General features: G+C 58.3%; 10 protein-coding genes and 4 pseudogenes. 11 read left to right on the top strand and 3 right to left on the bottom strand.

The genetic code is table 11. The annotated features are described in order from the left end of the window. Positions 1-111: 111 nt before the first annotated feature. Positions 112-798, bottom strand: coding sequence for a response regulator transcription factor (locus AU14_RS17620; protein WP_041343071.1), 687 nt, complete (start codon positions 796-798; stop codon positions 112-114). Between the two features lie 193 nt (positions 799-991). Here AU14_RS17620 and AU14_RS17615 point away from each other — a divergent pair. Continuing rightward, positions 992-1,744 (top strand): annotated as a pseudogene (locus tag AU14_RS17615) (MFS transporter); the annotation flags it as partial. A 3-nt stretch (positions 1,745-1,747) separates the two neighbouring features. Here the strand turns inward: AU14_RS17615 and AU14_RS17610 are convergent. Beyond that, a pseudogene (locus AU14_RS17610) lies at positions 1,748-2,829 on the bottom strand (patatin-like phospholipase family protein). Positions 2,830-3,051: 222 nt separating this feature from the next. Here AU14_RS17610 and AU14_RS17605 point away from each other — a divergent pair. Continuing rightward, complete coding sequence (locus AU14_RS17605; RefSeq protein WP_041343068.1) at positions 3,052-4,110, top strand: GGDEF domain-containing protein; 1,059 nt, start codon at positions 3,052-3,054, stop codon at positions 4,108-4,110. A gap of 13 nt (positions 4,111-4,123) precedes the next feature. Here AU14_RS17605 and AU14_RS17600 read toward each other — a convergent pair whose 3' ends face one another. Next, the gene (locus AU14_RS17600) at positions 4,124-5,038 is read right to left on the bottom strand and encodes an alpha/beta fold hydrolase (RefSeq protein ID WP_052472117.1); all 915 of its coding nucleotides are present in this window, start codon (positions 5,036-5,038) and stop codon (positions 4,124-4,126) included. Positions 5,039-5,230: 192 nt separating this feature from the next. On the opposite strand from AU14_RS17600, the gene folE reads away from it, so the two are divergent. The 9 genes and pseudogenes from folE (at position 5,231) to AU14_RS17555 (ending at position 13,373) form a co-directional block, all read left to right on the top strand. Continuing rightward, entirely contained in the window at positions 5,231-5,800 is a 570-nt protein-coding gene (gene folE, locus AU14_RS17595; RefSeq protein ID WP_041343065.1) for a GTP cyclohydrolase I FolE, read from the top strand. Positions 5,801-5,824: 24 nt separating this feature from the next. Continuing rightward, the gene (gene folX / locus AU14_RS17590; RefSeq protein ID WP_041343062.1) at positions 5,825-6,199 is read left to right on the top strand and encodes a dihydroneopterin triphosphate 2'-epimerase; all 375 of its coding nucleotides are present in this window, start codon (positions 5,825-5,827) and stop codon (positions 6,197-6,199) included. Between the two features lie 22 nt (positions 6,200-6,221). Further along, entirely contained in the window at positions 6,222-6,653 is a 432-nt protein-coding gene (locus AU14_RS17585) for a CoA-binding protein (protein WP_041343059.1), read from the top strand. Positions 6,654-6,776: 123 nt separating this feature from the next. Then, positions 6,777-8,368 (top strand): annotated as a pseudogene (locus tag AU14_RS23560) (diguanylate cyclase domain-containing protein). Positions 8,369-8,397: 29 nt separating this feature from the next. Continuing rightward, positions 8,398-9,054, top strand: coding sequence for an EAL domain-containing protein (locus AU14_RS23550; RefSeq protein ID WP_330217923.1), 657 nt, complete (start codon positions 8,398-8,400; stop codon positions 9,052-9,054). 51 nt (positions 9,055-9,105) lie between these two features. After that, the gene (locus AU14_RS17570; protein WP_041343053.1) at positions 9,106-9,420 is read left to right on the top strand and encodes a hypothetical protein; all 315 of its coding nucleotides are present in this window, start codon (positions 9,106-9,108) and stop codon (positions 9,418-9,420) included. 300 nt (positions 9,421-9,720) lie between these two features. After that, positions 9,721-10,167, top strand: a complete 447-nt coding sequence (locus tag AU14_RS17565) for a MerR family transcriptional regulator (protein WP_041343049.1) — start codon at positions 9,721-9,723, stop codon at positions 10,165-10,167. A gap of 6 nt (positions 10,168-10,173) precedes the next feature. Further along, positions 10,174-12,779 (top strand): annotated as a pseudogene (locus AU14_RS17560) (heavy metal translocating P-type ATPase). Positions 12,780-12,920: 141 nt separating this feature from the next. Then, positions 12,921-13,373 (top strand): DUF411 domain-containing protein, encoded by a 453-nt coding sequence (locus AU14_RS17555; protein ID WP_041343046.1) that lies wholly within the window; start codon positions 12,921-12,923, stop codon positions 13,371-13,373. Positions 13,374-13,547: the final 174 nt, after the last annotated feature.

Genomic DNA, 13,547 nt, shown 5'->3' with positions numbered 1-13,547 from the left:
TTTTCACCGAAATGGTTAATCGTTGAGAAAGCTGGCCCGGTTTATGGGCCAGCGCATTTATCTGGCGAGCCCTGGTCCTTGAGGAAAATGGTTAAATCACAGTAAAATCATTTAAGCTTCAACCCTTTTTTGAAGAGAATCTCTTGCAAAGTAATATCCTTGTCCTCTCAATGTTTTTATTCGTTTTTTTCCGAGTATCTTTCTTAGCCTGGCTATGTAGACTTGAACGACATTTCTGGTTGGGCACCTTTCGATATTATAGAGTGCTTCAACAAGTTCGTCCTGTGAGAAAACTCTGTCAGGAGAGCGAAGAAAGCATTGTAAAAGGCGGTACTCCGTTGCGGTTAGTCTGAACTCTTTATGATCGGGAGTTGTTAGGGTTCTATAGGTTGCATTAAGTAGAAAACCATCCACGATGATCTTATCAGTTGCTCGCCCGTCTTTTCTTCGTATTATGGCGCTAAGTCGAGCTTTCAGTTCATCGAATTCGAAGGGTTTTGGAAGATAATCGTCTGCCCCGGCATTCAAGCCCTCAACTCTCTCTGTCCAGTTGGAGCGGGCAGTTAAAATAAGAATAGCTTCATCTCTGCCACTGCTTCTCCATTTTTGCATCAAAGAAAGCCCGTTCTCGTCGGGCAGTCCTATATCCAGAATGATCGCCTGATAACTGCTTGTCTCTACAAAGAAATTTGCCTCTTTTCCGTTTTGGGCAACATCTACAGTAAAGTTTTCCTTCGCAAGCCAAGCGGAGATTTTTTCTGCGAGTACCGCGTTGTCTTCGACAATTAGAACCTTCATCTATAAGCGCCGTATCTGGATGTTGGAAAGTTGTGGCTGTCGCCCTTCTCGAGAGCAACTCAAAAATAGCTAAGAGATCGGACTTCAAGCGACCCGCTATAACAACAGACGAAGCTGAATCTAGCTTGAAAAAGGCATTACTATGAGGAAAGTTTTCTAGACAAACACTACCTACACGTGATCGCTTAACCGCACACTAAAAACATTAGCCTTCCTGGGCGGGGTGCTGCTGATGGCGATCGGGTTCCAGGGTGCGGTCATTGCCATGGCTGCGGTGCTGGCGCTGATCTGGCTGTCGAGTCTGGTGCTGTTACAGCAAGAACTTGGCAAGAGCACGGCCAAACCCAAGTTCACCGACATCCTGTCCAAAAGCCGCCCGATCAACCTGCTCTCGGGTGCCCGGCTTTTCCTGTTCGGTGCGCGGGACGTCTGGTTCGTGGTGGCCCTGCCGGTATACCTGCACACGGTATTCGGCTGGGATTTCTGGCAGGTGGGTGGCTTCATGGCCAGCTGGGTCATTGGCTACGGCATCGTGCAGACCCTGGCGCCACGCATCACCGGCGATCAGGCCGGGCGCCTGCCGGCGGTGCTCTGGGCCGCGCTACTGGCGGTGGTTCCGGCAGCCATTGCCCTGGGGCTGATCACCGGGGTATCCCCGCAGGTGGCAGTCGTTGGCGGCCTGCTGCTGTTCGGTGTGTTGTTCGCCATCAATTCGTCCCTGCACAGCTACCTGATCGTCAGCTATGCCCGCGGCGATGGTGTCTCACTGGACGTTGGTTTCTATTACATGTCCAACGCCGCCGGTCGCCTGCTGGGCACGGTGCTGTCGGGCTGGATGTACCAGGTTTATGGCCTTGAGGCCTGCCTGTGGCTGTCCGCCGGGCTGATCGCCCTGGCTGCGCTGATCGCGACCGGACTGCCGGAAAGGCGCCCGGTCTCGGCCTGAGGCTCAGAGCGGGCGCAGCACCTCGGTCAGCTTGCCGGTTTCGGTCAGCTCCATGAACTCATCACCCAGGCGATCACTTTCGGCAATCGCCTTGCGCCAGGCTCGCTCCCGGCCCTGATCATTATTCACGTAAGTCTCGAAATCCTTCCGGTCCGGCAGCTTGCGGTCCGGGAGGGTCTCCAGGTATTCCTTCGACGGTGCCACCAACACCACGTCCTGCAGCCGGGTGGCATCGCCACGGCGCCAGGGTAGAGTCTTGTCAAACCATCCTGGCACCACCTTGTCGGTGAAGTGCGGGTACAGAATCACCCCGGGCTGCTCATAAGGCAGGTCCAGGTGGTAATCCAGCAGCCCGCCGTCCCGATAGACACCCTCCGGCGCGCCCGGAATATTTCGAACCCCGGACATCACCATCGGAATGGACGCCGACGCCAACAGGGCCGGCATCAGGTTGTCACGGGTCAGGGCCACTTCGTGGCTGGGAAAATCAATCAACTTGGAGACTGGGGCCTTGAGCCGGGCGTCGTGCAGAATTCCCCGCTCCATGAACCGGCCCAGGTGACGGCGGCTAACCATGTTGGCACTGATGGCATTCATCAGACCCAGCTAAGCCGGCCCCGGGTGTCGTGTTCGAGCATCCCCAGACTGCGCACCACCACAACATTCAGCCGATACCACGGATGGTTGAGAATATAATCCTCACAACCGGCTAACAGCGTTTCCAGGAACAACACACTCTTGCGACTGACCTCCGCCGCGCTGACACCCTTGGCAAACCGCTGAGAGGTATAAAGTTCTGCAAGTTTCGCCAACTGCGACTTGGGATCGTCGGAGGACGCGACGGCGGCAAAGCGCCAGCTGCCAATGGACGAGCCAATCAGCGAGCGTTCCTGGGGCGCCCGGGGCAACCAGTCACCGAAGATTGCTTTGTCCAGGCCGCTGAGGCCCAGCGCCTTGGGGCCGCCGGCGGCACCGGGGACCACGTGCACGTCTTCCGGACCAAGTGGCTTGTCTTTCAGGCGCTGCAGCGCGCGGCGGCCAGCGCGAATGGTCAAGGCTGGCGGCCGGGTATGGATAGCAGTCATGTTGAATTCCCTGTGGTCAATGCGCGAAGTTTAACGAAGCCGCCGCTGGGCAGCCAACCGAATCAACAGATATGTCGTCTGCAACTACAGTACCTACTTCTTTGCCCGGACGTTCATGCTACTATTCGTACGATTCCTAGCTGGTCGTACAATTCCTAGCTGGCGTTATGCTCGGTCCGGCACCGGCTGTAACCGGCGTTTCCTTGGCAGCGAGAGTATGTTTTGAACCCGTTTTCCTCACCTGACCAAATCGCCCGTAATCCCACCCTGGCCGTTCTGGGCTTCCGGCGGCAGCTGATGTACCACCTGCACTTCTGGGCGTTTGTAGCGATCGCCCCGCTGATCCTGGTGCAATGGCAGCAGGAACATTACCTGCTGTCCGCCCTGCTTGGGCTATTCTGCCTTAACGCAGTGCTGGTCATCGCCTTTCTCCGGTTTCGCAACACCTACTTCCTGAAGGGGCGTCTCTTTCCGCTGCTTGCCATGATTGCCGCCGGTTACTCCACCGTGATCAACGGCCACTCAGGCCTGTACTGGGTCTATCCAGCCGCAACCGCGCTGTTCTTTCTGCTGCCTCTGCGCGAGGCCGCCGCCAGCAACATCGTGTTCATTACCGTGATGGCGGTCATTTCCTTTTTATACCTACCAGAGGCCGAGTTCTGGCGTATTGTCGTGTCCCTGAGCCTGACCTGCATCTTCGCCATGGTCTTTGCCTGGCTGGTGGGCAAGCTGCAACAAGAGCTGACCTGGCTGGCCACCACCGATCCTCTGACCGGTTGCCTGAACCGGTCCCAGCTAGCCGACATCCTGAACACCCAAATACAGATGCGGGAGCGCTACGAGCGGGTGTCGAGCCTGGTGCTATTGGACCTGGATTTCTTCAAGACTATCAATGATCAGTGGGGTCATCAGGCCGGAGACAAGGTGCTGAGAGAGATGGCGACGCGACTGCGCAAACGGCTGCGGGAAAGTGACCAACTATTCCGCATCGGTGGTGAGGAGTTCATGATTGTATTGCCCGAAACCCGCCAGCGCGACGCCGATATTCTGGCGCATCAGCTCCTGGCCAGCATCAGCGCGCGGCCATTCCTGAACGACATCAAATTGACCGCCAGCGCCAGCGTGGCCGAGGTAAGCCGGGGGGAAACCTGGTCGGTGTGGTTGAACCGAGCAGACCAGGCGCTGTATCAAGCCAAGTCCAAAGGCCGCGATCAGGTGGTGAACGCCCAGCGACCGCCACCCTCTGCCGCCGGCACCCAGCCGGATTCGGCGGCGACCTGAGCAGGAACAAGCCCTAGCCGATCCGCTTGCGGAATTCCCGGTAAGCCCCGAAGACATCCCACGGACATTCGAAGTGGGGGTAGTGGCCAATATTCCTCAAGCTGACAACATCCGGATTGGCGATCAATTCGCGGTAGCGCCTGGCCATGGCGGCGCCGGACACCGGGTCCGCCGTGCCCGAAATCAGCCGCATCGGCTGACTGGCGTTTTGCAGGGCGCGAACCCAGCGATTGCGGTGACAGCGCCGCTCTTCCATGAAATGAATGAGGTTATGCAGGATGCCACGGCCATTGTTGTAGGTCAGCAGATGCCAGAAATCCTCCATGTCACTCTGATCGGGCGGATTCTGGCTGCCAAACAGGCGCCGGAAACTCCGCTCGAAACTCCGGCGCGTCAGACCGCGACTAACCAAACCACCCAGTGGGCTGCGCAGGAGTTTCTGGATAAGCAACGGGTGATGCACTTCCGGGAACAGGGCGCCATTCAGGAAACAGACACTGGTAATGGCAAACGGCAGCGCGCCTTCCTGTTCCCGGGCCAGCAACTCCTGGGTCACACTGCAACCATAGTCGTGGGCAAACAGATGCACAGAACTCAGCCCCAGACCCTCAATCCAACCCTGAACAAGGTCGGCCTGGTCTTCGATGCTGTAGGGGTAGTTAACGGGCTTGTCGGAGAATCCGAAGCCAAGCAGGTCCAGGGTCAGGACACTGTATTGCTGGGTCAACATGGGCCAGACCCGGCTCCAGTCCCAACTCGCGGTGGGAAAACCGTGCAGCAACACCAGCGGCTCGCCCTGGCCGTTCATACGGCTGAAAATGGCATGGCCTTCGTACTTGAACCACTTGCCTCCCTGCTGCCACCCATCAAGGGTACCCTCTTCGTGCCTGGGCACGGCCTTTCGGGCATCGGCGATTACCTGCTCCATCCTTTTTCCCCGGGGATATCCAGCCCCAAACTGTAAAACAATAGCGTGCTGGCTGCCATAGCCAGTGTCTGGTTTCAGGCCATTGAGACTTGTAAGTGGTCTTTTCCCCGTCACGCCTCGTAAAGCGTAGAGATGACAAACAAATTGCCTTAAGCTTTGGGCCTCGTAAGACACAGCAGATCGGAATTGATTATGACCAAACTCCTTGACGACCTCGCAGGTCACTATAGCTCCATTATTAATGGGCTCGGTGAAGACACCGACCGCGAAGGTCTGCAAGACACACCCATGCGCGCCGCCAAGGCCATGCAGTTTCTCACCCAAGGCTACCAGCAGAGTCTGTCTGACCTGGTCAACAACGCCGTGTTCGAATCCGCCATGGACGAAATGGTGGTAGTGCAGGACATCGAGCTGTACAGCATGTGCGAACACCACATGCTGCCCTTTATCGGCAAGTGCCACATCGCCTACCTGCCCCAGGGCCGGGTACTGGGGCTGTCCAAGTTTGCCCGGATTGTCGACATGTACGCGCGGCGCCTGCAGATCCAGGAAAATCTGACCCGGCAGATCGCTGAGGCCATCGAGGAAGTCACCAACGCCAAGGGCGTCGCGGTGGTCATCGAAGCTCAGCACATGTGCATGATGATGCGGGGCGTCGAAAAGCAGAATTCCCGGATGAAGACCTCGATGATGCTGGGCCAGTTCCGAAAATCCCAAGCTACCCGCACCGAGTTCCTGAATCTCATTGGTAACAACCGCTGATTCCAACCGGAGAACGGAGACACTATGACAGACGTAACCGGCAACCATCAGGCCCGGGTCCGCATTAAAGACCTGCTACTCCGAGCCTACATCGGCATCAAGGAGGAGGAGATCAACAACCAGCAGGACGTGCTGATCAATGTCTGTCTGACCTACGATGCGACCGACGCCATCAATGAGAATGAAATCTCGGCGGCGCTGAATTACCGGACCATCACCAAGCAGATCATCCATCATGTCGACGGCAACCGGTTTGCCCTGCTTGAACGGTTGACACACGAGGTGTTAAGCATTGTCATGGAACACACGGCGGTGCAGTGGGCCCAGGTGGAAATCGACAAGCCTCACGCCCTGCGTTATGCCGAATCTGTCTCGGTCTGTCTCGAGGCCCATCGCTAAGCAACGCGGGTAATAACCAGCCATGCCACACAACTCGCCGACACAGCTTCGGGCCATTCTGGAGAACGTTCGAACCATTGCCCTGGTGGGCGCCAGCGAGAAGACCAACCGCCCGTCGCACGAGGTCATGGTGTTTCTGCAGCAACAGGGTTACCGGGTACTTCCGGTTAACCCCCGGATTGCCGGGCGCCAGTTGCTGGGCGAAACCGTGGTGGCCGATTTGCCGTCGTTGCCTGAGCCGGTTGATATGGTGGATGTGTTCCTGGCACCGGAGCGCACCGACGCCATCATTGATCAGGCCATTACGCTCAAGATTCCCGTACTCTGGCTGCAAATTGGCGTGATCAACGAAGCCGGCGTGGCTCGCGCCGAGGCCGCCGGCCTGATCACGGTGATGGATCGCTGCCCCAAGCAGGAAATCCCCCGCCTGGGCCTACCACCCGTAATGGCCTGAATTCGCCAGCAAAGAACTGAGAACCCGTTCACACTTTCATTCCGGGGCTGTGACTCACTGCCCCGCTCTGCCATAATCGTTGCCCCCCAGCCAGTCAACGTCCGGGTTCGGATCGGTTCAGTGATGGAGCAACGTGTGAGCAAACCGGCATCAGCCACCAGAACCCTCGTGCGAGTTCTGTTGAGTCCCGTCTTCCCGGTTCTGATATTCCTGGTGTTTCTTGCGCTGGCTACGCTTCTCCGCCACGGCCTGGAGCAGCAGGACAACCGCCAAATCGCTGCCAACCTGGAACACCAGGCCGAAGCCATGGCCGCCGGCCTTGAACGCGAATTCTCCATCCACGTAAAAACCATCCAGCGCATGGCCGAGCGCCTGGAAGTCATGCCAGAAACCCCCGAGTCCGTCTGGAGTGCCGATGCCAGGCGTTACCTCAAGGATTTCGGCGTCTATCAGGCGGTGGAATGGATTGACCGAAACTTCATCATTCGTTGGCTTGAACCCGTTTCGGGCAACCCGGACGTCATTGGGTTCAACGTCGCCTTTTCCGAGCAGCGCCGACAAGCCCTGGAATCGGCCCGCGCAACCGGCAACCCCGACATTTCCGGCGTCATCAGCTTGAAACAGGGTGGGCAGGGCTTTGTGATCTATGCCCCGGTCGGCACCGGCACCGACAACAATGGCTTTATTGCTGGTGTCTTCCGCATGGAGGTGCTGGCGCAGCAGATGCTCAGCAGCCGTATCCTCGATTCCTTCCAGATCGACCTGATCACCGGCGACACTAGAACCTATCAACTGACACCCTCGGACGGCATCAGCGAGATTTTCGCCCACACCGAACCGGTCAATCTGCCAACCCTGAACTGGTCGTTCACCCTGCACCCCACCGAAGCGTGGGTTCAGAACCAACGCAGTGACTGGCCCGCCATGACCTTCGGCTCGCTGTCCCTGCTCGGACTGCTGACCAGCCTGACCACCTTGCTGGTGCAGCTGATCCTGAAGCGCAATCGTGCCCTACTGAAAACCCGCATTGAGCTGGACCGGGAGATTGATCAACGCAAGATTATCCAGCAGGACGTGGCCCGACTGGAATCCACCGATACTCTCACCGGGCTCGCCAATCGCCGGTTTTTCATGGAAGATCTGGCCCACACCCTGAGCATCGCCGATCGGCAGATGCGCCAGGTGGCCCTTGTATTGCTGGATCTCGACCGCTTCCAGATGCTCAACGACTCACTCGGCCACCAGTTTGGTGACGAACTGCTGATCAAGATCTCTGAGCGGCTCAATGGACTGGGCGACGAACGTATTCTGGTGGCCTATGCCGGCGGGGACGAGTTTATGCTGTGCCAGCAACAGGTGGACAGCGTTGACGACGTCATCCACCTGCTGGGTGAGGTCAAACAGTGCTTTGAAGCGCCCTACGAAGTGCAGGGACAAGCCTCAACGTGACCGCGACCATGGGCATTGCCGTGTACCCGCAAAGTGGTCTCGATGCCGACACCCTGTTGCGTAACGCGGACATCGCCCTTTACCGAGCCAAGGATCAGGGCCGCAACACCTACCAGTTCTATACCGAAGGCATGCAGGACCGGGAAGTTATGCGCCTGGAGCTGGATAAGGACCTGAGCCAGGCCCTTCGCAATGATGAATTTGTCCTGTTCTACCAGCCTCAGCTAGACCTGGATCACAGTGAAATCAATAGTGTAGAAGCCTGATTCGCTGGCAGCACCCCCGGCGGGGCCTGTTGTCACCGGTCGACTTTATTCCCCTGGCGGAGGAGAGCGGCCGCATCACCGATATTGGTCGCTGGGTGGTTTTGGCCGCCTGCCGTCAGCTCGCCCAGTGGCAGGACACGCCTTACGAACACCTGCGGATTGCGGTGAACCTGTCCGGACGAGAACTGGATGACGAGGAACTGGTGGACCACATTCGCGAGGCGCTGGAGTCCGAAAATGTGCCTGCCGACCGTCTGGAAGTGGAGCTGACCGAAGAGGTGTTCATCCAGAACATCGAGCGTAACCGGGACCAGCTGTCCCGATTGCAGCAACTGGGCGTGCATCTGGCCATTGATGATTTTGGTGTTGGCTATTCTTCACTCGGATATTTGCGCGACTTCCCGGTCGACGTTCTCAAAATTGACCGCTCTTTCATCAATGCAGTCACCAAGCGTCACGACGACGCCGTGATCACCCGCGCGGTGATCAATCTGGCCCATAACCTGGGGATGGATGTGGTGGCCGAGGGCGTCGAAACCGAGGAGCAGCTGGCCTTCCTGAAGGACAATCACTGTAATGTGGCCCAGGGTTATTTGATCAGCCGGCCCATTCCCGCCGTAAAACTTGAACAAGCCATGGCAGAGGGTTCGCTGCTGAAGGGTATTGCCGTAAATTCGGAATTGTAATCCCGTCACACCAACCCCATCATTAAAGACAAATTCCCCGGGTAAGTTGTTATGACGTCGAAATACCTGACTCCAGAACAGGATCGTGATATCCGTCGCTGGGAGCGCTGGAACCGTAATTATTTCATTCTCGCCTTTCTGGCCCTGATCATCATCCTGGTGTTCAGCAGTCAGCTAGGTCTGTCCAGCGGCACTAGCTGGGGCCCGCTCGGCCTGCTACTTGCCGCAATCGTTGCCCCCATCATTGTGCTGCAACTTCGACTGGCCTGCCCTGCTTGTGGCAACAAGATCGGTTGGCAAGCCAAGTTAATGGCGCCAGACCAGTGTAAAACCTGCGGCACCTTCCTGCGCGCCAAAGGCCAGTAAGCCTCCTCCGAAAAAACCGTTGACCTGTGAGTTGCTCACAGGTTTTATTGTTTCCTATAAGCTGTACTTTTGTGCATGACGTGCCCGATTGGGGGTGCGATAGGAAACCCGCTCAAGCACCCGCCAGCGGGTCCAGCCCGCAATCACAGATTGCGGTCGTTTCGCCGTCGCACGAAGCGTTGCTTCGTAAACACTTGGCGAAACCCCTGTGGCGCTTGAGCTCCGCCATCCATGGCTACGCACAGTTTCGGAAGGACAGGCACCCAAGCACTCGTTCAACCTTCTGAATGGGTTTGAGCTATGAAAGTCAAAGACATAGCAAACGCTGCTGACGTCAATCCGGATACCGTGCGGTTCTACACCCGTGAAGGGCTGTTAAATCCGAGCCGGAATCCGGACAACAACTACCAGCAGTTCGACGCCGATGACCTCAGGCGCCTGCGTTTTGCACGCAAGGCCCGGCAGCTTGGATTTTCGTTGCCGGAAATCCGGGCCATTCTGGATCAGGCCGAGGATCATCATTCGCCCTGCCCCATGGTGCGCGAGGTTTTTGAGCAGCGCCTGGCTGAAGTTGAACGGGAAATCAGCGAACTGCAGGCACTGCGCCAACGCATGACCTCTGCGCTGAGTGCCTGGCAGGACATGCCCGACGGTACGCCGGATGGCCACACCATTTGCCGGCTGATTGAGCATTGGGACGACACGCCCGCGGCAAGTCCATCAACCGTGAATGGAAACGAGGAGTGAACAACCGTGCCTGAGCCGAAGACACTGCACACCGCCCTGTCCATTTCCGGCGCTACCTGTCAGGGCTGCGCCAACCGAATTCGTACCGCGTTGGAGCCGGTCACTGGCGATCAGAGCCTGGTTGAGGTGGATCTGGAACAGCATACGGTCGCGCTGCCAGACCATGTTGACCGTGACGACGCGGCGCGCCGGGTTTCTGAAGCCGGGTACCCGGCCCAACCGATCTCACAGGCCGAACCAGCCAGTTGCTGCGAGAGCCACGAGGCATCAGCGCCGCCGGCCGACACTGCCAAGGCCCAGGCCGAGGATGCCAGCGCCGGCGCCAGCCCTTCGGCGGATAACGGCGATCAGGTTGCCCTGTCGGTGAGCGGGGCCACCTGCGCTTCCTGTGTGAGCACCATCGAAAAGGCGCTGACTTCGGTACCCGGGATAACCGGGGCGCACATGAATCTGGCCGATAATACCGCCACCGCGACCGGCCATGCCGACCCACAGGCACTGGTCCGGGCTGTCGAGAGCGCCGGCTATGGCGCTCGGGTCATTGAGAATGAAGATGAGGCCGACGAGCGCCGGCAGGAAGAGGACCGCGCCCTCTACCGTAACCTTTTGATCAAGATGGCGGTGAGTCTGACCCTGGGCGTTGGCCTGATGGTATGGGGCATGGGGTTCGGCACCATGATGGTGACCGAGGCCAATCAAATCCTCTGGCTTGGGCTTGGCGGACTTACTCTGCTGGTGATGGCCACCACCGGCGGGCATTTCTACACCGGTGCCTGGAAGGCGTTCCGGCACCATAACGCCAACATGGATACGCTGATTGCCCTGGGTACCGGCACCGCCTGGCTCTATTCCATTGTGGTGTCCAGTATCCCGGATGCGTTGCCGGAGATGGCGCGGCATGTGTATTTCGAGGCCTCGGCCATGATCATTGGCCTGATCAACCTCGGCCAGGCCCTGGAATTGCGGGCCAAAGGCAAGACCTCGGAAGCGGTCCGGCGGTTGCTGGATCTGCGGGCAAAAACCGCCCGCGTACTGCGTGACGGTGAGGAGCGGGATATCCCGGTAGAGGAGGTCGTCAAGGGCGACCGCATCCGGGTTCGTCCGGGTGAGAAATTGCCAGTGGACGGGGTCATCTCCGAGGGCAACACCCGAATCGATGAAAGCATGCTCACCGGTGAACCCATGCCGGTCAGCAAAGGCGAGGGCGATCGCGTCTCCGCGGGCACTCTGAACACCCACGGCAGCATCATCTACGAGGCCACGCGTGTAGGCAGTGACACCGCCCTGGCTCAAATCATCAAACTGGTGAAGAAGGCCCAGGGCTCCAAGCCGGCGATCGGTCGGCTGGCGGACCGGATTTCCTCGGTGTTTGTGCCCACGGTCATGCTGATTTCTGTGGTAGCGGCGCTGGTGTGGTTCAACCTCGGACCAGAACCGGCCGTGGTGCATATGATGGTGGCGGCCACCACCGTGTTGATCATCGCCTGTCCCTGTGCCCTGGGGCTTGCCACGCCCATGTCGGTAATGGTTGGTGTCGGTAAGGCCGCCGAATACGGGGCACTGATTCGCCAGGGTGATGCCCTGCAGACGGCAGGCAAGCTCGACCTGGTAATTCTCGACAAGACCGGCACTATTACCGAAGGCCGCCCAACCGTTACCCGGGTGCATGCGGTGGATGGCGATGAAGACCGACTGCTAGGTCTGGCCGCCGGGCTCGAACAACATTCCGAACATCCGCTGGCAGAAGCCATTGTCACCCAAGCCAGCGAGCAGAACGTGGCCATCGAGAAGGTCACTGACTTCGAAGCCCTGAATGGTAAGGGCGTCCGGGGCAGCTTCCAGGGTCAGGCGCTGCGCCTGGGCAACCGGCGCTGGCTGGAGAATGAGGGGCTCGAACTTCCGGATCTGGATGAAGCCGCCCGGGCCATTACCGAGGAGGCTGGCACCCCCCTGTTCCTGGCTCTTGATGGCGACGTCTTAGGGGTTATCGGTGTCGCCGACGCCATCAAAGCCGACTCCCGGGCCGCCATCGAACGCCTGCACGCGGCCGGGATCAAGGTGATGATGGTAACCGGTGACATAGACGCGACCGCCAGGCTATTTCAGCCAAAGCCGGCATTGACGACTACCGGGCGGAAGTGCTCCCGGAGGACAAAGCCGAGGTGGTCAGTGCCATGCGGGGTAAGGGCTACACCGTGGCCATGGTCGGTGACGGGATTAACGACGCCCCCGCCCTGGCCGCTGCCGATGTCGGCTTTGCCATTGGAACCGGCACTGACGTGGCCATTGAAAGTGCGGGGATTACCCTGATGCGGGGCTCCCTGCATGGGGTGCCGGATGCCATCGAAATATCCCGCGCGACCGTAAAAAACATTCACCAGAATCTGTTCGGTGCCTTTGTCTACAACAGTCTGGGCATTCCGGTCGCCGCCGGCCTGCTGTACCCGGTGTGGGGCATCCTGATGAGTCCGATTCTGGCGGGGGCGGCCATGTCGCTGTCGTCGGTCACCGTGGTGTCCAACGCCAACCGATTACGATTTTTTAGAACAAGCCAGAAGCCAGCGCAGGCAATGACAAAATCAAATCAAACTGCACAGGAGGCGCGGAACTGATGGAAACCTTTATGGTCAACGCTGGTGGCATCGCCCTCATGGCCGCAATTGTCTGGTGGTTCTGGCTATCGTCCTCAACCGGCGAAAGCTCTGATCAAGACCATAGCCAACACTAACGCTCTATTGCAGAAGGACATTCTCATGAAATCACAAGCACTTGGACTGGCCCTGACCGCGGCATTGGGATTCAGTACGCCGCTGCTGGCTGCCGGAGCGGCCCAGAACATTCATGTCTACAAATCGCCTACTTGCGGCTGCTGCGAAGACTGGGTCAAACATCTTGAAGCTAACGGCTTTGAAGTGGACGTTACCGAGACCCACAACCTCAATCCGATCAAACGCGACGCTGGACTGACGCCAGCCCTGGCAAGCTGCCACACCGCCTTTGTCGGTGACTACGTCATCGAAGGCCACGTGCCTGCCAGCGATATTCAACGCCTGATTGCCGACGCGCCAAAAGCTCGAGGCCTCAGCGTACCGGGCATGCCTATCGGTTCACCAGGCATGGAAATGGGGGACCGCAAAGACCCTTACCAGGTGCTTCTGTTCAATAACGAGGGCCAAACTCGGATTTTTTCAGAGCACAACCAATAGGCCTGGGTGTGCATAGAGCTGGACACGGGCGCTGTTGCGCCCCTGTCGCGCCCCTGTCACGACACCAAGGTCGCCAGCCCATGCGAGGCTTCCCAGGGTGTTTTTTCTACACTCTGGTTACTGGGTGTTCTATTATTTAGCCTCGCCTAACCCGATTACTGACAGGACGTCCGC

This window comes from Marinobacter similis (assembly GCF_000830985.1).
Classification (GTDB): Bacteria; Pseudomonadota; Gammaproteobacteria; order Pseudomonadales; family Oleiphilaceae; genus Marinobacter; species Marinobacter similis.
Note: the sequence above shows the minus strand (reverse complement) of the source record. Positions and strands in the feature narration are given on the sequence as shown.

Coding starts and splice junctions, on each gene's coding strand:
- AU14_RS17620 (WP_041343071.1), bottom strand. CDS start 798: ATGAAGGTTCTAATTGTCGAAGACAACGCGGTACTCGCAGAAAAAATC.
- AU14_RS17600 (WP_052472117.1), bottom strand. CDS start 5,038: ATGGAGCAGGTAATCGCCGATGCCCGAAAGGCCGTGCCCAGGCACGAA.
- folE (WP_041343065.1), top strand. CDS start 5,231: ATGACCAAACTCCTTGACGACCTCGCAGGTCACTATAGCTCCATTATT.
- folX (WP_041343062.1), top strand. CDS start 5,825: ATGACAGACGTAACCGGCAACCATCAGGCCCGGGTCCGCATTAAAGAC.
- AU14_RS17585 (WP_041343059.1), top strand. CDS start 6,222: ATGCCACACAACTCGCCGACACAGCTTCGGGCCATTCTGGAGAACGTT.
- AU14_RS17570 (WP_041343053.1), top strand. CDS start 9,106: ATGACGTCGAAATACCTGACTCCAGAACAGGATCGTGATATCCGTCGC.
- AU14_RS17565 (WP_041343049.1), top strand. CDS start 9,721: ATGAAAGTCAAAGACATAGCAAACGCTGCTGACGTCAATCCGGATACC.
- AU14_RS17555 (WP_041343046.1), top strand. CDS start 12,921: ATGAAATCACAAGCACTTGGACTGGCCCTGACCGCGGCATTGGGATTC.